This window comes from Streptomyces triticirhizae, assembly GCF_003696235.1.
GTDB lineage: Bacteria > Actinomycetota > Actinomycetes > Streptomycetales > Streptomycetaceae > Streptomyces > Streptomyces triticirhizae.
Genome location: NZ_RFFJ01000021.1, coordinates 15,162 through 33,807, shown reverse-complemented (window position 1 = coordinate 33,807; position 18,646 = coordinate 15,162). Strand labels below are relative to the sequence as shown.

Below are 18,646 nucleotides of genomic sequence, written 5' to 3'. Positions count from 1 at the left end.
GCCAGCCGAGCGGTCGACAGCCACCCACCGTCGACATCACACCGGAAGGTCGTCGGGCAACAGGCGAAACGCCTTGTGACGGCTCAGGGGGCGCACGGTCCTGAAGTCACGCCGGTCGAGGGTGAGCACGGCATCCGTGTCGTAGTCCGTGGCGAGAGCGACATTCACGGCGTCCGCGAGGTCCAGGTCAAGATCGCGGTAGCGAGCCCGCGCGGACCGCGCGACGCCCAGGTGTTCGTCCGTGATCTGGGGCACCGTGACGCGCCCCGCACGCAGCCAGCGTCGGATGTCGTCGACCGCGCTGAGGGCGGCCTCACGGCCGAGTTCGCGGGTGGCGACGTGATCGAGTTCGGAGAGCGACAGGGGGGACATCACCAGGAGCCCGGCGACCATGATCGCTTCGTTGACCGCCCGGTGTTCGGGATGAGCGCTGTCGAGCGCCGCGAGAAGGCCCGAGGCGTCCGCGACAACGATGATCACGCGGCGGGCTCGCCTCCGGCCTCGCGGCGCACGGCGTCGGCGACGCGCACGTCGCTCCTGGTGGGCGTGCGCCCGGTCCCCTCGAAGGTGCGGGAGAAGAGGGGCTCGTCCCAGGTCCGGTTGGCCATGGCCGCCAGATGGATGCCCTCGCGGATGATCTCGGCCTCGCTGACGCCCCGCCGCCGGGCCGCCTCCTTGATGATGGCGAGGTCCTCCAGGTCCGCGTAGACGTTGGTGCGCTTCATGGACATGTACCGAAGCTCGTACATGTACCAGGACCGACACAGCTTCGAGCGGGCCGGGGCCCCTCCCCCTCAGTCCCGCCGCACCCTCAGTCCCGCCGCGCCCGCCGGCTGGAGGATCGCCACGCACTCCAGGTGGTGGGTCACCGGGAACAGGTCGAACGCCCGCATGAAGCGCGGCACATACCCGGCCCCGGCGAAGTGGCGCAGGTCGCGGGCGAGCGCCGCCGGGTCGCAGGCGACATACGCGATCCGGCGCGGCCCCAGCGCCGCGACCTGGCGGACCACCCCGCCGCCGGCGCCCGCCCTGGGCGGGTCCAGGACGACCAGGTCGGCCTCCGTGATGCCGGTCGCCGGCAGCACCCGGGCCACCGGCCCCCGCTCGACCCGCACCCGGGGATACTCAGCGAGGTTGTGCCGCGCGTCGCGCACCGCCCGGCCCGAGGCCTCGATGCCCAGCACCGCGCCCTTCTCGCCCAGCCGTCGCGCCAGCGCGCCGGCGAACAGGCCGACCCCGCAGTAGAGGTCGAGCGCCGTCTCGCCGCGCCGGGGGATCAGCCCGCGCATCACCGCGTCCACCAACAGCTCGGCGGCCTTGGTGTGCCCCTGCCAGAAGCCGCCGCCGCTCACCCGCCAGGTGTGCTCGTCGGCCCGCTCCCGCACGAACGCCCGCCCGTGCACCCGGTGCAGCGGCGGCTCCCCGCCGCGCCCCTTCGTCGGCTCGGCCCGCATCACCGACACCGGCCGGTCCAACTCGACCAACGGCAGCCGCCGTTCGGGCCGGGGCGTGAGCACCACCAGCCGGTCGTGGGAGCCGGTCGCGGCCGCCACGTCGATCGTCGCCATCCCCGGCCACTGGCGGCGCTCCACGCCCAGCTCCGAGACGCCCTCGGCGGCGATCAGACAGCGGTCGACCGGCTCCACCTCGTGGGAACGGTGCCGGCGCAGCCCCGCGCGCCCCTCCTCGTCCACCGCGTACTGCACCCGGGTCCGCCAGGCCGGCACCTCGCCCGGCGCCACCTTGTCGCCGGGCGCCGGCTCGACCGTGCCGTCCCAGCCGGCCTCCTCGGGGGTCAGCCCGGCCAGCTGCGCCAGCTGCTCGGTCAGCACCTCGGCCTTCAACCGCCGCTGGGCGCCCGGCTTCACATGCTGCCAGTCGCAGCCGCCACAGCGCCCGGGCCCCGAGAACGGGCAGGGCGCGGGCACCCGGTCCCGGCTCGCGCTCAGCACCCGCACCGCGTCGGCCCGCAGGTAGCGCGCGTCCTGGCTGCCCTCGGTCACCCGGGCGACGACCCGCTCCCCCGGCAGGGTGTGCCGGACGAAGAGCACCCGCCCCTCGTCGGTCCTGGCCACGCAGTGCCCCCCGTGCGCGACGGGGCCGACCTCGACCTCGTACTCCTGGCCGACCAGGGAGGCCGCCTTGCTGGACGCTGGTTCGGTGGCCATGGTGGTGCGGCTCCAGGGGTCTGGCACAACGGGTGCCGGGATGGCGGGAAACGGGGTTCGCGGCCGGCGAGAGTCGGAAACGCGACAGCGGCCGTCAAGTCTACGGCCGCCCATGGCAGGCTTACGCCCACCGGGCCCGGCCGCTCGCGGCGAGGGATGCCGCCAGCCGGTAGCGTGGCCAGCGCGAAGGAGACCTATGCACATCGTGATCTTGGGCTGTGGCCGGGTCGGGGCGACCCTGGCGCACGAGCTGGAGGAGCGCGGGCACTCGGTCGCCGTCATCGACAAGGACCCGACGGCCTTCCGCCGGCTCGGCTCCCAGTTCGCCGGCCGCCGCGTGACCGGTCTCGGCTTCGACCGGGACACCCTGGTCGAGGCCGGCCTGCCGGAGGCGGGGGCCTTCGCCGCCGTCAGCAGCGGCGACAACTCCAACATCATCGCGGCCCGGGTGGCCCGCGAGGTGTTCGGCGTGCGCCATGTCACGGCCCGCATCTACGACTCGCGCCGGGCCGAGGTCTACGAACGGTTCGGCATCCCGACCGTGGCCAGCGTCCGGTGGACCGCCGACCAGATGGTGCGCCGCCTGCTGCCCTCCGGCGCCGAGCCGCTGTGGCGCGACCCGACCGGCGAGGTGCTGCTGTCGGAGGTGACCCTCGCGCCGTCCTGGATGGGCCACAGGGTCAGCCGCTTCCAGGAGGTGACGGGCGTGCGGGTGGCGTTCCTGACCCGGCTGGGCGAGGCCACCCTGCCGACGGCCGGCATGGTGCTCCAGGAGGGCGACCTGGTGCAGGTGTTGATGTACCGGGACCAGGTCGCCGAGGTGGAGGCGGCCTGCGTGCGCGGGCCCGAGCCCCGGTGAACGCGACGAGGCCCGGGACGCCGGGCACCACGAGGGAGGCGGCCCGATGCGCGTCGTGATCGCGGGAGCGGGAGCGGTGGGCCGCTCGGTCGCGGCCGAGCTGCTGGAGAACGGCCACGAGGTCCTGCTGATCGACAGGGACCCGACCAAGGTCTCCGTCGAGCGGGTCCCGGAGGCGGAGTGGCTGCTGGCCGACGCCTGCGAGATCACCAGCCTCGACGAGGCCGCGCTGGAGCGCTGCCAGGTGGTGATCGCCGCCAGCGGCGACGACAAGGTCAACCTGGTGGTCTCGCTCCTCGCCAAGACGGAGTACGGCGTCCCCCGGGTGGTCGCCCGGGTCAACCACCCCGCCAACGAGTGGCTCTTCAACGACTCCTGGGGCGTCGACGTCGCCGTCTCCACGCCCCGGCTGATGTCCGCCCTGGTGGAGGAGGCCGTCAGCGTCGGGGACCTGGTGCGGCTGATGCGGTTCAGCCAGGGCGAGGCCAACCTGGTGGAGCTGACCCTCCCCGAGGGCGCCGCCCTGGCCGGCACCAGGGTCGGCGAGGTGGCCTGGCCGCAGGACACCGCGCTGGTCACCATCATCCGGGGCAGCCGGGTGATGGTCCCCGACCCGGACGACGCGCTGGCCGCCGGGGACGAGCTGCTCTTTGTCGCCGCCGGCAGCCAGGAGGCCGAGCTGGAACGGCTGTTGACCGTCCGGCCGCAGGAGCAGCCGTAGGAAGCCGCAGGGAGCCCGCAGGGAGCCGTGGGGAGAGGGCCGGCGAGCGCTCAGCCCTCGGTGCCGGCGCTGGGCAGCGGGTCCTGCCCCGAGCGCCGGGCCGCCGGCTCGCGGCGTTCCCCCGCCCCGCCCTCGCCCCCGGGGGCCGGCGCGGCCCCCTCGGCCGCGTCCTTCGCGGCCTCCTTCGCCGCCTCGCGGGCCTCCCACTCGGCGATCACATCGATCGGCGCCGGCGCCTTCACCAGGATGATCCAGGTGAAGTACACCGCGACCAGGAACGGCGGGATGCCCAACGCGACGCGCAACCAGCCCAGTTGGGTGGCGTCGCCCCAGAAGTAGATCGGGAAGGTGATCGCCGACTTGGCCAGCAGGATGCCGCCCCAGACATAGCTGGACTTCACATAGGCCCGCTTGCGGCCCGGGTTCCTGGTGCGCCAGGAGAGGTTCTCCCGGAAGATCGGGCCGAGCAGCAGCCCCAGCAGCGGCCAGCCGACCGCCGCGCTCAGCAGGTAGGCGACGCTCAGGCAGAGCGTGTAGACCATGCCCGGCAGGTAGAAGTTCTTCGCGTCGCCCGAGATCATCGCGAAGGCCGCGCCGAAGGCGACGCCGAAGACCCCGCTGAGCGCGTGCTTGACGCTGTCCCGCCGCACCAGCCGGGCGACGGCCATCGCGGCGGAGAGGCTGACCGCGCCGATCGCCGACGGGTTGATCTCCCGGGTGACGGTGAAGATCAACACGAAGACCAGCCCCGGCACGGTGGTCTCCACCATGCCGCGCACCCCACCGAAGGCTTCGAAGAACGCCTCCCTGGTGGCGGCCTCGTCCGGCGTCTGGTCGGCGGTCCGACGGTTGTCAGGTGAGGTCACCCGGCTACTCCTGTCCACGGGCCTGAAGTTGGTATCGGGGATTGAACAGCACCGCCTTGCCGTCTGTCACGGCGATCCGCCCGGAGGCGACCATCTCGCGGCCCGGTTCCACCCCCGCTATCGCCCGCCTGCCCAGCCACACCACGCGCAACGAGGCGCTGCCGTCGTCCAGCCGGGCCTCCAGCGCCGGCATCCCCGCCACGCTCCGCTCCCGCACCTCCCGCAGGGTGCCGGTGACCCGCACCACCGGACGGCCGGCGGCGGTCCTGGCGCAGTCGCCGATCCTGGTGCAGGGCGCGGCGGCGGGGTCAGCCGCCAGGTCCTCGCCGGGCTCGCCCGCCCCGGGGCGACCCAGCAGGCGCCACAGGCGCCCGCCGCGCCTTGCCGCGCGGCCATCCGCAGTCATGCCTTCAGCGTAACGTGGCCCCCCGACACTCACGGCTCGAAGCGGTAACCCATCCCCGCCTCGGTGACCAGATGGCGCGGGTGCGCCGGGTCGGCCTCCAGCTTGCGGCGCAGCTGCGCCATGTAGACCCGCAGGTAGTTGGTCTCCGTCAGATGGGTGGGGCCCCAGACCTCCAACAGCAGCTGCTTGTGGCTGACCAGCTTCCCGCTGTTGCGGATGAGGACCTCCAGCAGGTGCCACTCGGTGGGCGTCAGCCGCACGTCGTGCCCCTCGCGCTGCACCTTCCGCGCGGCCAGGTCCACGGTGAAGCCGCCCGTCTCCACCACCGGCTCCGCCTCGACCGCCACCGGGTCGAGCCGGCGCACGGCCGCCCGCAGCCTGGCCAGCAGCTCGTCCATCCCGAACGGCTTGGTGACGTAGTCGTCGGCGCCCGCGTCCAGCGCCTTCACCTTCTCGTCGGACGTCTGCCGCGCGGAGAGCACGATGATCGGCGTCCTGGTCCAGCCCCGCACGCGGGTGATGACCTGCACCCCGTCCATGTCGGGCAGGCCCAGGTCGAGGATGATCACGTCCGGGTGGCTGGCGGCCGCCACCCGCAGCGCGGTCGAACCGTCGGCCGCCGTGTCCACCTGGTAGCCGCGCGCCTTGAGGTTGATCACCAACGCGCGGAGAATCTGCGGCTCGTCATCAACCACGAGCACCCGGTGCATGGGCTGTCGTTCCTTCCGGTTCGGCCGCCGCGACCCTCGCGGTCGGCAGGGTGAGCACCATCGTCAGCCCGCCGCCGGGGGTGTCCTCGGCGTCCAGCGTGCCGTGCATGGCCTCGGTGAATCCACGGGCGACGGCCAGGCCCAGGCCGACCCCGTTGCCCCTGGGGGTGTCGCCGTGGCGCTGGAACGGCTCGAAGATCCGCCCCCGGTGGCTGGCCGGAACGCCGGGCCCCCGGTCCACCACGCGCAGTTCGACCCGGTTGCCCAGGGTGCTGGCCCGCACCAGCACCCGCTGGTCCTCGGGGCTGTACTTGACGGCGTTCTCCACCACGTTGGCCACCGCGCGCTCCAGCAGCCCGGGGTCGGCGGCGACGAACGGCAGCGACTCCGGTATGTCCAGCACCACGCTGTCCTCGGCGATCCCGCCCAGGGCGCCCGGCACCACCTCGTCCAGGTCGATCTCCCGGATCAGCGGCTCGACGGTGCCAGTCTGGAGGCGCGACATGTCCAGCAGGTTCCCCACCAGCTGGTCGAGGCGGTCGGCGCCCTCCTCGATGCTCTCCAGCAGGTCGGCCTCGTCCTCGGGCGACCAGGCCACGTCGTCGGAGCGGAGCGAGGAGACGCTGGCCTTGATCGCGGCCAGCGGGGTGCGCAGGTCGTGCGAGACGGCGGCCAGCAGCGCGGTGCGGATGCGGTTGCCCTCGGCCAGCTTGTGGGCGCGCACCGCCTCCTCCTTGAGCCGCTGCCGGTCGAGGATCGCGGCCGCCTGCGCGGCGAACGCGGCCAGCATCCGCCGGTCCTCGGCGGGCAGCACGCGCCCGGTCAGCGCCAGCATGGTGTGGTCGCCGACCGGCACGTCCACGTCGGCGTCCGTGGGCACCTGCGGCGGGCACACGTCCTCCCGGGCGGCGACGCTGCCGACGCAGGACCAGCGGCGGTCCTCGCCGCCGCGCTGGAGGAGCGCGGCGGCGTCCATGCCGAAGGTCTCCCTGGCCCGCTCCAGCAGCGCCGCGAGGGTGTCCTCGCCCCGCAGCACGCTGCCGGCCAGCAGCGTCAACGTCTCCGACTCGGCGCGCAGCCGCGCGGCCTGCTGGGTGCGCCGGGCCGAGCGGTCCACGACGGTGGCGACGGAGGTCGCTATGGCGAAGAAGACCACGATGGCGACGATGCTGTGCCCCTCGGCGATGGTCCACTGACCCACCGGGCTGGCGAAGTAGTAGTTCAACAGCAGCGAGCCGACGGCCGCCGAGACCAGGCCCGGCAGGAAGCCGCCCGTCAGCGCCGCCAGCACCGTGAACGACAGGCACAGCAGCACGTCGCTGGAGAACTCGGCGCCGGGCTCGGGGGCGTCCAGCAGCGCGGCCAGCAGCACGGGCCCGCCCAGGCCGAGCAGCCAGCCGGTGAGCACCCTGGCCCGCCCAAGCCGGGCGCCGTGCGCGGCCGGCAGCCCCCGGCCCTTGGCGACCTCGTCGTGGGTCACCAGGTGCACGTCCAGGTCGGGCCCCGCCTCCCTGGCGACCGTCGCGCCGACGCCCGGGCCGAAGACGTACTGCCAGGGCTTGCGGCGGCTGGAGCCCAGCACGATCTGGTTGGCGTTGGCGGCCCTGGCGAAGTCCAGCAGCGCGGTGGGCACGTCCTCGCCGATCACATGGTGGAACGTGCCGCCCAGCTCCTCCACCAGGGTCCGCTGGTCGGCCAGCTCCCTGGGCGAGGCCGAACTGAGCCGTCCGGAACGGGAGATGTAGACGGCGAGGATCTCGGCGCCCGAACTCTTGGCCGCCATCCGGGCCGCCCGCCGCAGCAGGGTGCTGCCCTCGGGTCCGCCGGTGAGCCCGACGACGATCCGCTCCCGCGCGTGCCAGGTGGACCGTATGCCGTGCTCGGTGCGGTAGCGCCGCAGGTAGTCGTCCACCCGGTCGGCCGTCCACAGCAGCGCCAGCTCGCGGAGCGCGGTGAGGTTGCCCGGCCTGAAGTAGTGGGAGAGCGCCGCGTCGATCGTGCCGGGGGCGTAGATGTTGCCGTGCGCCAGCCGGCGCCGCAGCGCCTCGGGGGTGATGTCGACCAGCTCGATCTGCTCGGCGCTGCGCACCACCTCGTCGGGCACGGTCTCGCGCTGTTCCACGCCGGTGATCGACTCCACCACGTCGCCGAGCGAGGCGAGGTCCTGGATGTTGACCGTGGAGATGACGTCGATACCGGCGGCCAGCAGCTCCTCGATGTCCTCCCAGCGCTTCTCGTGCCGGGCGCCCGGCGCGTTGGTGTGGGCCAGCTCGTCCACCAGCGCCACGGCCGGGCGGCGGCGCAGCACGGCCTCGGTGTCCATCTCGGTCGCCGCGGCCGACCCGTCCGCGCCGGCCAGCCGCAGCCGGGGCACCTGCTCAAGTCCCTCCAGCAGGGCGGCCGTTCGGGGCCGGCCGTGGTGCTCGACCAGGCCGATCACCAGGTCGGTGCCGCGTTCGACTCTTCGGTGCGCCTCCGAGAGCATGGCGTAGGTCTTGCCGACCCCGGGGGCCGCCCCGAGATAGATCCGTAGTTCACCACGGCGTGACATGGACCCATTGTCGTCGCTTTCCCGGGCCCGCCGTCCCCCGGCCGTCCTCCGCCCCGGTCAGCGGGCTGTGGGGCGCCGGGCCGCCCGCCGGCGGCGACGCACCACGACCACCAGGTCGACCAGCGCCAGAACGGCGGCGATCGCGCAGATCAGGGTGATCACCCGCAGGGCGTCGGGGCCGACGGCGTCGCCCGGCTCGGCCCGCGCCCACCAGACGCCGAACACGATGGCGCCGGCGACGAAGAGCGGGGTGAAGATGACCGACAGCAGCAGCCGCAGCCGCAGCGCGCTGAGCGCCGTGATCGGCTCGGTGCCGGTGCGGGCGTGCCGTGCTCTGCTCATGGCGGCCTTCCGGGACGACGGACCGCGCCCGGGTACCCGCGCGGCCCGGCCCTCACACCGGCGCACGAGGACGGCGCGGGCCCCCGGAACGCCGGGGACCCGCGCCGTCGCGGAGGTTCAGCGGACCTCGGAGATCTCCGGGCCGCGCCGCAGCTTGTCCAGGCCGCCGGCGAACCGGGAGACCTGCGCCTCGTCGCCCGAGCCGGCCTGCTCCTTCTTGACGCCGTCCGGCACCATCTGGGCGTCGTCGGGGAGCTTGAGGACGATCGGGTCCCTGGGCGCCATCGGTCCTTCGCCGCGCACCACGACCGTGTCCTGGAAGATCTGCTCGAGCAGCCCGGCGGTCTTCGGCTGCACCGCGCCCTGCCCGGAGATCACCCCGCGCAGGAACCAGCGGGGGCCGTCCACGCCGACGAAGCGCACCACCTGGGTGCCCTGCTTGCCGTCGGGCAGCTTGACGGGCACCCGGGCCCGCAGCTCCCAGCCGAGCGGGCCCTCGATCTCCTCGACCGCGCCGCCCTGCCCGGTGATGCCGCTGGCGATCTCCTCGCGCACCTCGGCCCAGATGCCCTCGCGCCGGGGCGCGGCGAAGGCCTGGAGCTGCACCGCGCTGTCCTTGAGCACCACGGTGGCGGCGACGATCGCGTCGCCGGCCACCTCGACGCGCAGCTCCATGCCCTGGACGCCGGGAACGAAGAGCCCGCCGAGGTCCACCCGGCCCTCGGCCGGCTTGGACACCTCGCTCACGTCCCAGGGACCGTCGGGGCGCGGTGCCGGCTCCAGCCTGACCCGGCGCACCTCGTCCTCGTCCGGAGTCTCGTCGGCGGTCGCCTCGACCGCGTCCTCGGGCTTTGCGTCTCGCTTGCGACGACGTCCGAACACGTCACTGTCCTTTCCGGTCGGCGGCCCCGCCGGGACCGACCGCAGCATAGGAGTTCCCGGCGTCGGCGTGCCCCCCGGTGGAGCCGAAGCCCCCGGTGGACCGCGCCGATCCCGGCAGCTCCGCGACCTCGTGGAACCGCACCGTCTCGACCCGCTGGACGACAAGCTGGGCGATGCGGTCAAATCGCTGGAACCGCACGCTCTGACGTGGGTCCAGATTGATCAGAATGACCTTGATCTCTCCACGGTACCCGGCGTCGATCGTGCCGGGAGCGTTCACCATCGAAACCCCGCAGCGGGCCGCGAGCCCGGAGCGGGGGTGTGCGAAGGCCGCGTACCCGTCGGGCAGGGCGATGGAAACCCCGGTCGGCAACACGATCCGCTCCCCCGGCGCCAGTTCGGCCGGCTCGGTGGTGACCAGATCGACCCCGGCGTCCCCCGGGTGGGCCCGGGAGGGCAGGGGCACCTCGGGATCGATCCTGCGCAGCAGCACGTCCAGCGGGCGGCTCATCGCGCCACCTCCCGCAGGGTGCGCGCCAACCGCCGCGCGGGGAACGGGGAACGGGGGCAGAAACCCGAGAGGACGCCGGCGCCGGAACCGGCGAGGGACGTAGGCCTCGGGCCGGGCCCGCTGGGCCTCGGAAGGGTCAGGACCGCACTCACGATGCAGACCCTACCGCCGCCGGGCGGGCCGGGAGGCGAGCCTGCGATGCTTGGGCCCATGAAGGCGTATGACGAGCGACTGACGGTACCGGCGACCTGGTGGTTGATGGCCCTGATGAGCGTGCTGCTGCTCGGCGTCGCGCTGGTGCCGCTGGGCCCGGTCCCGCTGCTGTCGGGGATGGCCGCCGGTGGCGCCCTCGCCGGCATGGCGTTGAGCGCGTACGGCGGCGCCCGGATTCGGGTGACGGCCGGCTCCCTGGTGGCGGGGGACGCCCGCATCCCCCTCGAAGCGCTGGGCGAGGCCCGGGCGCTCAACGCCGATGAGGCGCGCGCCTGGCGCACCCATCGTGCGGATGCCCGGGCTCATATGGTGCTGCGGGCCTACATTCCCACGGCGGTAAGGGTCGAGGTGACCGATCCCCAGGACCCCACGCCCTATCTCTACCTCTCGACCCGTCGACCGGAGCGGCTCGCCGCCGCGCTGGCCGCCGCCCGCCCGGACGCGGTGTAGCCGCCGGTCCGGGCGGGGACTCAGGCCGCGCAGTCCCGGCAGATCGGCTGGCCGTCCTTCTCGTCGGCCAGCTGGGACCTGTGGTGGACCAGGAAGCAGCTCATGCAGGTGAACTCGTCCGCCTGCCGCGGCAGCACCCGGACCGACAGCTCCTCGTTGGACAGGTCGGCGCCGGGCAGCTCCAGGCCCTCCGCCTGCTCGAACTCGTCGACGTCGACCGTCGAGGCGGACTTGTCGTTCCGCCGGGCCTTCAGCTCCTCGATGCTGTCCTCGTTGACATCGTCGTCGGTCTTGCGTGGAGTGTCGTAGTCGGTTGCCATTTCGTTCTCCCCCTCCGGGTGTCTGTGATGTCTCAGCGCACGTAACGCGCGAGGGGTCGGGATTTGTGCCCGACCCGAGGCGGAGATTTTGCCTCACATCAAGTGCTGTTACTCAATCGACACCCAACCGAACGCCTGAAGAGGTGATCATTACGGCTGCCGATCGGGCCGTGGACCGGTCACAATGCCCGTCCCGGCCAGTGCCCGCGCCGCTAGCGCGGCGTGCGTATGCGATTGATCACATTCCCTTCTTTCCCGTCCCAGGGCCCTGTCAGACCGCTGTGCGGACCACACATCGGCCCGGAACGCGGGCCGGACCTCACACCGGAACGGTCACCCGCATCACCAGTCCGCCGCCCTCGCGCGGAACGGCCTGAACATAGCCGCCGTGAGCGCGCGCCACGGACCGCACGATGGAGAGGCCGAGCCCGACGCCCTTGTCGCTTCCGGTGCGCTCGGTGCGTAGCCGCCGAAAAGGCTCAAACATGTTGTCGATCTCGTAGGCGGGTACCACCGGCCCCGTATTCTCCACCACGAGGAGGGCCTGTCCCGACCTGGCCTCCGTATCGACGCGCACCCAGCCGTCCGAGGGCAGGTTGTACCGGATCGCGTTCTGCACGAGGTTGAGGGCGATCCGCTCCAGGAGTACCCCGTTCCCCTGGACCCAGACCTGCTGGCGGGTGCCGGACAGGGCGACGCCCCGGGAGGCCGCCTCGCCCCGGCTCTGCTCGACGGCTTGGCCGGCGACCTCCGCCAGGTCGACGGGCTTGTGGTCGATGATCTCGTTCTCGCTGCGGGCCAGCAGCAGCAGGCCCTCGACGAGCTGCTCGCTGCGCTCGTTGGTGGCCAGCAGGGTCTTGCCCAGCTGGGTCAGCTCGGGCGAGGCCTCCGGGTCGGAGAGCTGCACCTCCAGCAGGGTGCGGTTGATGGCCAACGGGGTGCGCAGCTCGTGGGAGGCGTTGGCGACGAAGCGCTGCTGTGCGGTGAAGGCGCGGTCCAACCGGTCCAGCATCTCGTCGAAGGTGTCGGCCAGCTCCTTGAACTCGTCGTCGGGGCCGTCGAGTTCGATCCTGCGGTGCAGGTCGGAGCCGGCGACCTGGCGGGCGGTGCGGGTGATCCGGCCCAGCGGCGAGAGCACCCGGCCGGCCATCACATAGCCGAAGGCGAACGCCGCCACGGCCAGCCCCAGCAGCGCCAGCAGCGAGTTGCTCAGCAGCTGGTCCAGGGCCATGGAGCGCTGCACCCCGTAGCACTCCGAGAGCCAGCTCTCGAACGCGGCGGCGCTGACCCGCCCGGTGATCCCCGGGCAGATGTCCGAGTTGATCGTGACCTCGGTGCTGCTGGTGAACTCGAACGGCGGCCGGCTGCCCCGGTCCAGGGCGCGGGCGGCCAGCAGATAGATGATCGTCAGCAGCACCACGCCGGCGATCAGGAACATCCCGCCGTAGAGCAGGGTCAGCCTGATCCGGATGGTGGGCCGGAACCAGCTGCGGTGCTGGTCGGCGTCGCCCGGGTCCCACTGGGGCTTGGGCGGGGCGGCCACCCGGGACGCCGGGCGCGCGCCCGGCGGGGCCGGCGTCCCGGCGGGCTTCGGGGGCCTGGGGGGCTTGGGCGGGAAGGAGACCATGGCGCCTCAGATCCGGTATCCGGCGCCCGGCACGGTGGTGATCACCGGCGGCTCGCCCAGCTTGCGGCGGAGCGTCATCACCGTGACCCGCACGACGTTGGTGAACGGGTCGGTGTTCTCGTCCCAGGCCTTCTCCAGCAGCTGTTCGGCGGAGACCACGGCGCCGTCCCCCCGCATCAGCACCTCCAGGACAGCGAACTCCTTGGGCGCCAGCTGGATCGGGCGCCCGGCGCGGAAGACCTCGCGGCGGTTGGGGTCCAGCGTGATGCCGGCCCGCTCCAGCACGGGCGGCAGCGGCGCGGTGGCGCGGCGGCCCAGGGCCCGGACGCGGGCGATCAGCTCGGTGAAGGCGAACGGCTTGGGCAGGTAGTCGTCCGCGCCGATCTCCAACCCCTCGACCCGGTCGCTCACGTCGCCCGAGGCCGTCAACATCAGCACCCGCGTCGGCAGTCCGGCCGCCACGATGTGCCGGCAGACGTCGTCCCCGTGGACCAGGGGCAGGTCGCGGTCGAGTACGACGACGTCGTACTCGTTGATGTCGACGCGCTCCAGCGCCGCCTCGCCGTCGTACACCACGTCCACGGCCATGGCCTGCCGCCGCAGCCCGGTGGCCACCGCGTCCGCGAGCAACCGCTCGTCCTCGACGACGAGTACGCGCACGTCCGTCCCTCTCTGTGGGTCGCTGTGGGGTCACCCGATCACCCTGGGTCGGCTGACCGCGTGCCACCATCCTGCCCGCAACCCGCGTAAGCCGGTGGTAAACGGAACGGCCGCGCCCCCCGGGCTGGCCGCCGGCGAGATTGGGCCGGTGAGGAAGGTTTTGCGGTCGGGCCAGCCGGGGAGTAGCCCTCCACACCCCGTGACCATCCCGCGAAGGCGGCAAGCCATCCCCCCGCGCTGCCGACCCGCTGCGGGACCGCTGTGGTCGCACCCACCCGCGGCACTTCCCCGGTGCCGCCATGAGAGCCGAGGGGGCGCACCTTGGACGCGTTCACCGCTGACATCCTTCAGCGCATCGAGAACACCCAGTCCGATCTGCACCGCGCTCGTGAAGCGGGAGACCTGTTCACCATGGACGTGGAGCAGGCCGAGCTGGACGACCTGCGACGACTGGCCGAGGAGCACGGCGTCCAGGTCTGTTGACCGACCAACGACCACGGCGGGGCGTCGGGAGGAGAGCCTCCCGACGCCCCCCACGTGTGTCCGAGCGGTGACGGGACGCGCCCGGAACCGTCTCGCCATCCGCGTGATCGCCGCCGCCGGTGCCACCGTGCCCTTCGAAGCGAATCCCGGAGTGGTCGTCCCGGGGCCGCCGGAGTCGCAAGCGGCGCCACGCCGGGCCCGCCCGTCGGCGACCGGCACGACTCATGGCACCGCCCGCGCGGGCGAACCCGCCCAGCGGGGCGTGCGACCACACCGGCCGACCCGTCAGGCGCTCCCCGACCGCCTACGAGCACTCACCGCCGCGCCCTCAACCCCGCTCAACCCTCGGCGTCAGCCATCTCGTCGTGCCAGGCGCCCCACTCGTCGAGAAGCGGCTGGAGGGCGGCGAAGACGCCGGGGCTGGCGGCCACCGTGAGGTCGCCGTCGGGCCGCTGCCCGAGCCGGCCGCCGGTCAGCGCGCCGGCCTCGCGGGCGATCAGGTCGCCGGCTGCCAGGTCCCAGGGCATCAGGCCGCGTTCGTAGTAGCCGTCCAGCCGGCCGCCGGCCACGTCGGCGAGGTCGATGGCGGCCGAGCCCGAGCGGCGGATGTCCCGCACCCGGGGGATCAGCCGCGTCGCGAGCGCCGCCTGGGCCGTGCGCACGGTGGCCACGTAGTTGAAGCCGGTGGCGATCAGCGCCTGGTCCAGCGGCGGGCTGGGGCGCGTCGTCATGGGCTGGGGCAGGCCGGTCGCGGTGACGCGCCGGGCGCCGCCGCCCAGCGTGGCCTGGTAGCTCTCGCCGCGCATCGGCGCCTCGACGACGGCGGCCACCACCCGGCCCTCGACCTCGGCGGCGATGGAGACGGCCCACTGGGGCAGCCCGTAGAGGTAGTTGACGGTGCCGTCCAGCGGGTCGATGACCCAGCGCACCCCGCTGGTGCCGGTCCGTTCGCCGCCCTCCTCGCCGAGTACCCCGTCCTCGGGGCGGCGCTCGGTGAGGAAGTCGGTGATCAGCCGCTCGGCCGCCACGTCCATCTCGGTGACGACATCGATCGGGCTGGACTTGGTCGCGGCCACGCCCAGGTCGGCCGGCCGGCCGTCGCGCAGCAGGGTGCCGGCCCGGCGGGCGGCCTCGGCGGCCAGCTCCAACAGCGCGGCCGCCGACGCGGGTTCGGGGTGCTCGGACACGGGGTCTCCTCGGAGGGTCGTACTCAACGGCTGGTCGGCTTGGGTCACGCGAAGGGGCTGTCGGCGCCGGCCGCCGCCGGCTTGACCACCCGGCCCGCGCAGCAGCCCACGGGGCAGACGTCGTGGCTGGGGCCGCGTTCGCCCAGCGCGCCGCGCTCGGGCCGCTCGCCGCGTTCGGTGGCGGCGCGCTCCAGGACCAGTTCGCGCAGCGCGGCGACGAAGCGCGGGTGGGCGCCCACGGTGGGCGACCTGACGGCCAGCAGGCCCAGTTCATCGGCGGTGGCCAGCGCCTCGGTGTCCAGGTCGAAGCGGACCTCCATGTGGTCGGAGACGAAGCCGACGGGAACGAGCACCACGGCCCGTTCGCCCTTGGCGCGCAGCTCCCGCAGCCGGTCGTTGACGTCGGGCTCCAGCCAGGGGATGCGGGGCGATCCGCTGCGGGACTGGTAGACCAGCTCCCACTCGCGCGTCACGCCGGTGGCCTCGGCGACGCGCTCGGCCACCACCCGGGCGGCGTCGAGGTGTTGGGCGACATAGGCGCCGCCGGGGCCGTGCCCTTCGGGCGGGCCGGAGACGTCGGCGGCCGAGTCGGGGATCGAGTGGGTGGTGAACACCAGCCGCGCGCCGGCGCGTTCCTCCGACGGGAGGCGCTGGAGCGACTCCAGCACGCCCTCGGCGACCGTCTCCAGGAAGCCGGGGTGGTTGTAGTACAGCCGCAGCTTGTCCACCCGGGGCGGCTCCAGGCCCTCCTCGCGCAGCGTGGCGAGCGCGCCGGCCAGGTCCTCCCGGTACTGGCGGCAGCCGGAGTAGGAGGCGTAGGCGCTGGTCACCAGGGTCAGCACCCGGCGCCTGCCGTCGGCGACCAACTGGCGCAGGGTGTCCGTCAGATAGGGCGCCCAGTTGCGGTTGCCCCAGTAGAGCGGGAGGTCGACGCCGTGGGCGGCGAAGTCGTCGGCCAGGGCGGCCAGCAGGGTGCGGTTCTGTTCGTTGATCGGGCTGACCCCGCCGAAGAGGTGGTAGTGGGCGCCGACCTCGGCCAGCCGTTCGCGGGGGATGCCCCGACCACGCGTCACGTTCTCCAGGAACGGCAGGACGTCGTCGGGACCCTCGGGGCCGCCGAAGGAGAGCAGGAGCAGGGCGTCATAGGGCTGGGCAGCGAGCACACCTTCCATGGCAGCGATCCTGCCACTAGCCGCTCGGCGACCTCGCGGCACCGTCCCGGGTCGGCGGGCCGGGCCCGGGCGACTCCCGCGCCGATCCCCCACCGAACAGATCACCCCCGGCCCCCGGGGCCCGCTCCGCCCCGGCGACAGTCTTTACCTCAACTTCCACCATTCGCCCCAACCTGCACACTGTTCACACCGGACCTTCGGATGCCGCCGGCGAACGGGCGGGAACGTCCCGAATTGGGGAGTTCTGTGGCGCTTGTTGCCCGAACCTCCACCGGATGGTCGGGTCAACTCCCTTACCGGTGGAGAAGTTCGACCGCGTGGCAGCCCACCCCGTGGTCCCGATGGAGTAGTGTGACCACACCCGGCCTTGGCCCGGTTTGCCCCATGCGGAGAAGGTGCGCTCGCGCCGGTCACCGCACGTGGCAAAGTCGCGACTGTGCCATAACATCGGCGCCAGACCATGGCCCGACACGCCGGGCAAGTCGGCAAGGTTGTGGCAGGCTGCGCCCGGGCAAGTCACACTCGTCTGGCAGGAGCAGCGACGTACGTGACGTCGGCAGGCACCACCCGGGAGGTCCTCGTGCCCGAACTGCGTGTCGTGGCCGTGAGCAATGACGGCACACGCCTGGTGCTGAAGGCTGCCGACAACACGGAATACACCCTTCCGATCGACGAGCGGCTGCGCGCCGCCGTGCGCAACGACCGCGCGCGGCTCGGTCAGATCGAGATCGAGGTGGAGAACCACCTCCGCCCCCGCGACATCCAGGCGCGGATACGAGCCGGCGCGACGGCCGAGGAGGTCGCCCAGTTCGCCGGCATCCCCGTCGACCGGGTGCGCCGGTTCGAGGGGCCGGTCCTGGCCGAGCGCGCGTTCATGGCGGAGCGGGCCCGCAAGACGGCGGTGCGCCGGCCCGGCGAGACGGCCGGGCCGCAGCTGGGCGAGGCGGTCGCCGAGCGGCTGATGCTGCGCGGCGCCGACAAGGACGCGGTCCGCTGGGACTCCTGGCGGCGGGACGACGGCACCTGGGAGGTGCTGTTGGTCTACCGGGTCGCCGGCGAGACGCACTCGGCGAGTTGGATGTACGACCCGCCGCGCCGGCTGGTGCAGGCCGTCGACGACGAGGCCAGGTCGCTGCTGGGCGAGACGGACGACACGCCCGAGCCCTCCACCCCGTTCGTGCCGAGGATCGCGCGGCTGCCCCGGGAGAACGAGCGGCCCGCGCCCCGGGTCGCCTCCGACCCGGCGCCCCGCGCGGACAACGACACGGACTCGCTGACCAGCCTGCTGGAGGCGGTGCCGAGCTTCCGTGGCGACCTGGTCGTTCCCGAGTCGCCGGCCCCGGCTGCCGGCGCGGCAGACGAGCCCGAGGTCGCAGAGGAGGCCGAGGAGGCGCCGCCGGCCAGGGGCCCGGCGGCCGCCGCCGGCAGCGCCGGCTCGACGTACGCGGACGTGCTGATGCCGCGTTCGGTGGGCGGGCACCGGGACCGGCTGACGGGGAACACCGACCGCCAGGCCGAGGCCGACGGGGTGCGCCCCGGCCGCCGTGCGGCGGTGCCGAGTTGGGACGAGATCGTCTTCGGCACCCGCCGCAAGAAGAAGGACTGACGGCTCCTCCGGGCTGGGCGGGCCGGCCCGCTCAGCCCGGCTCGGGGCCCCTGGCGACGGGGCGCCCCGGCCGGGCGGTCCACTCGCTCCACGAGCCCGGGTAGAGCGCGGCGGTCACGCCCGCCACGTCCAGCGCCCACACCTGGTGCGCCGCCGAGACCCCCGAGCCGCAGTAGACGCCGACCTCCGTGCCGGGGGTCACGCCCAACGCGGCGAAGCGGTCGCCCAGTTCGGCCGGCGAGCGGAGCAGCCCGTCGGGGCCGACGTTGTCGGTGGTCGGCGCTGAGCGCGCGCCGGGGATGTGGCCCGCCACCGGGTCGATCGGCTCCACCTCGCCCCGGTAGCGCTCCCCCGCCCGAGCGTCCAGCAGCACCCCGCGCCGGGCCAGCGCGGCCGCGCCGTCGGCGTCCAGCACCGGCAGCCCGCCGTGCGCCGGCACGAAGTCGCCCTCGGCCGGCGCCGGTTCCTCCGTGGTCAACGGCCCCGACCAGCCGGCCAGCCCGCCGTCCAGCACCCGCACGTCCCCGTGGCCGGCCCAGCGCAGCAGCCACCAGGCGCGAGCGGCGGCCCAGCCGTCGCCGGCGTCGTAGACCACCACGGGGCGGCCCAGCGACACGCCGGCGCGGCGCATCGCGGCGCCGAAGACGTCGGGGTCGGGCAGCGGGTGCCGGCCGGCGTCCCCGGGCGGGCCGGCCAACTCGCGGTCGAGGTCCACATAGACGGCGCCCGGCAGATGGCCCGTCAGATACTCGGGGTGTCCCGGTGGGCCGCCGAGGCGCCAGCGCACGTCGAGCAGCACGGGCCGTTCGGTCGGTGAAGTTCCGGGGGCGGTGAGGGCGGCGAGGTCCGCGGCCGGGATGATCGCTGTCATGGCGCCCATTGTCCCCGCGTGCGGGGGAGACTTTTTCGGTG

At 73.6% G+C, this 18,646-nt stretch carries 21 protein-coding genes; 5 read left to right on the top strand and 16 right to left on the bottom strand.

Annotated elements, in window-relative coordinates:
* Positions 1-36 precede the first annotated feature (36 nt).
* The 3 genes from EBN88_RS06640 to EBN88_RS06630 form a co-directional block, all read right to left on the bottom strand.
* Complete coding sequence (locus EBN88_RS06640) at positions 37-480, bottom strand: PIN domain-containing protein (protein WP_122182869.1); 444 nt, start codon at positions 478-480, stop codon at positions 37-39.
* Positions 477-731, bottom strand: coding sequence for a ribbon-helix-helix domain-containing protein (locus tag EBN88_RS06635; protein WP_122182868.1), 255 nt, complete (start codon positions 729-731; stop codon positions 477-479). Before EBN88_RS06635 ends, EBN88_RS06640 begins: the two co-directional genes overlap by 4 nt.
* 63 nt (positions 732-794) lie before the next feature.
* Entirely contained in the window at positions 795-2,168 is a 1,374-nt protein-coding gene (locus EBN88_RS06630; protein WP_122182867.1) for a class I SAM-dependent RNA methyltransferase, read from the bottom strand.
* A 196-nt stretch (positions 2,169-2,364) separates the two neighbouring features.
* Here EBN88_RS06630 and EBN88_RS06625 point away from each other — a divergent pair, with 196 nt between their 5' ends.
* Positions 2,365-3,027 (top strand): potassium channel family protein, encoded by a 663-nt coding sequence (locus EBN88_RS06625; RefSeq protein ID WP_122182866.1) that lies wholly within the window; start codon positions 2,365-2,367, stop codon positions 3,025-3,027.
* 46 nt (positions 3,028-3,073) lie between these two features.
* Positions 3,074-3,748, top strand: a complete 675-nt coding sequence (locus tag EBN88_RS06620) for a potassium channel family protein (RefSeq protein WP_122182865.1) — start codon at positions 3,074-3,076, stop codon at positions 3,746-3,748.
* Positions 3,749-3,798: 50 nt separating this feature from the next.
* On the opposite strand, the gene EBN88_RS06615 is transcribed toward EBN88_RS06620, so the two are convergent.
* The 7 genes from EBN88_RS06615 to dut all read right to left on the bottom strand — a co-directional run bounded on the left by EBN88_RS06615 (position 3,799) and on the right by dut (position 10,016).
* Positions 3,799-4,614 carry a DUF3159 domain-containing protein gene (locus EBN88_RS06615; RefSeq protein ID WP_233580500.1) on the bottom strand — a complete coding sequence of 272 codons (816 nt, stop codon included), beginning with the start codon at positions 4,612-4,614 and terminating at the stop codon, positions 3,799-3,801.
* 4 nt (positions 4,615-4,618) lie between these two features.
* Positions 4,619-5,020 carry an OB-fold nucleic acid binding domain-containing protein gene (locus EBN88_RS06610; protein WP_122182864.1) on the bottom strand — a complete coding sequence of 134 codons (402 nt, stop codon included), beginning with the start codon at positions 5,018-5,020 and terminating at the stop codon, positions 4,619-4,621.
* A 29-nt stretch (positions 5,021-5,049) separates the two neighbouring features.
* On the bottom strand, positions 5,050-5,730 hold the full coding sequence (locus EBN88_RS06605) for a response regulator (RefSeq protein WP_122182863.1): 681 nt from the start codon (positions 5,728-5,730) through the stop codon (positions 5,050-5,052).
* Complete coding sequence (locus EBN88_RS06600) at positions 5,708-8,281, bottom strand: ATP-binding protein (protein WP_122182862.1); 2,574 nt, start codon at positions 8,279-8,281, stop codon at positions 5,708-5,710. The genes EBN88_RS06605 and EBN88_RS06600 overlap by 23 nt, the downstream gene beginning before the upstream one ends.
* A gap of 57 nt (positions 8,282-8,338) precedes the next feature.
* Entirely contained in the window at positions 8,339-8,623 is a 285-nt protein-coding gene (locus EBN88_RS06595) for a DUF6343 family protein (protein ID WP_122182861.1), read from the bottom strand.
* 117 nt (positions 8,624-8,740) lie between these two features.
* Positions 8,741-9,505 (bottom strand): DUF3710 domain-containing protein, encoded by a 765-nt coding sequence (locus tag EBN88_RS06590; RefSeq protein ID WP_122182860.1) that lies wholly within the window; start codon positions 9,503-9,505, stop codon positions 8,741-8,743.
* A gap of 1 nt (position 9,506) precedes the next feature.
* Positions 9,507-10,016 (bottom strand): dUTP diphosphatase, encoded by a 510-nt coding sequence (gene dut, locus EBN88_RS06585; RefSeq protein WP_122182859.1) that lies wholly within the window; start codon positions 10,014-10,016, stop codon positions 9,507-9,509.
* A 210-nt stretch (positions 10,017-10,226) separates the two neighbouring features.
* Between dut and EBN88_RS06580 the strand changes: the two genes are divergently transcribed.
* Positions 10,227-10,679 carry a DUF3093 domain-containing protein gene (locus tag EBN88_RS06580; RefSeq protein WP_122182879.1) on the top strand — a complete coding sequence of 151 codons (453 nt, stop codon included), beginning with the start codon at positions 10,227-10,229 and terminating at the stop codon, positions 10,677-10,679.
* 20 nt (positions 10,680-10,699) lie between these two features.
* Here EBN88_RS06580 and EBN88_RS06575 read toward each other — a convergent pair whose 3' ends face one another.
* The 3 genes from EBN88_RS06575 to EBN88_RS06565 all read right to left on the bottom strand — a co-directional run bounded on the left by EBN88_RS06575 (position 10,700) and on the right by EBN88_RS06565 (position 13,286).
* Positions 10,700-10,999: a DUF4193 domain-containing protein gene (locus EBN88_RS06575; protein ID WP_062214304.1), complete on the bottom strand. Its 300-nt coding sequence runs from the start codon at positions 10,997-10,999 to the stop codon at positions 10,700-10,702.
* 319 nt (positions 11,000-11,318) lie between these two features.
* Positions 11,319-12,626: a sensor histidine kinase gene (locus EBN88_RS06570; RefSeq protein ID WP_122182858.1), complete on the bottom strand. Its 1,308-nt coding sequence runs from the start codon at positions 12,624-12,626 to the stop codon at positions 11,319-11,321.
* Between the two features lie 6 nt (positions 12,627-12,632).
* Positions 12,633-13,286, bottom strand: coding sequence for a response regulator transcription factor (locus tag EBN88_RS06565; RefSeq protein ID WP_122182857.1), 654 nt, complete (start codon positions 13,284-13,286; stop codon positions 12,633-12,635).
* A 321-nt stretch (positions 13,287-13,607) separates the two neighbouring features.
* Here EBN88_RS06565 and EBN88_RS31150 point away from each other — a divergent pair, with 321 nt between their 5' ends.
* Entirely contained in the window at positions 13,608-13,769 is a 162-nt protein-coding gene (locus EBN88_RS31150; RefSeq protein ID WP_193317833.1) for a hypothetical protein, read from the top strand.
* A gap of 338 nt (positions 13,770-14,107) precedes the next feature.
* Here the strand turns inward: EBN88_RS31150 and EBN88_RS06560 are convergent, their stop codons facing one another.
* Positions 14,108-14,956 carry an inositol monophosphatase family protein gene (locus EBN88_RS06560; protein ID WP_122182856.1) on the bottom strand — a complete coding sequence of 283 codons (849 nt, stop codon included), beginning with the start codon at positions 14,954-14,956 and terminating at the stop codon, positions 14,108-14,110.
* A gap of 44 nt (positions 14,957-15,000) precedes the next feature.
* Positions 15,001-16,128 carry a ferrochelatase gene (locus EBN88_RS06555; RefSeq protein WP_122182855.1) on the bottom strand — a complete coding sequence of 376 codons (1,128 nt, stop codon included), beginning with the start codon at positions 16,126-16,128 and terminating at the stop codon, positions 15,001-15,003.
* 547 nt (positions 16,129-16,675) lie between these two features.
* Between EBN88_RS06555 and sepH the strand changes: the two genes are divergently transcribed.
* Positions 16,676-17,734, top strand: coding sequence for a septation protein SepH (gene sepH, locus EBN88_RS06550; RefSeq protein ID WP_122182854.1), 1,059 nt, complete (start codon positions 16,676-16,678; stop codon positions 17,732-17,734).
* 31 nt (positions 17,735-17,765) lie between these two features.
* Here sepH and EBN88_RS06545 read toward each other — a convergent pair whose 3' ends face one another.
* Positions 17,766-18,605, bottom strand: coding sequence for a sulfurtransferase (locus EBN88_RS06545; RefSeq protein WP_199742279.1), 840 nt, complete (start codon positions 18,603-18,605; stop codon positions 17,766-17,768).
* Positions 18,606-18,646: the final 41 nt, after the last annotated feature.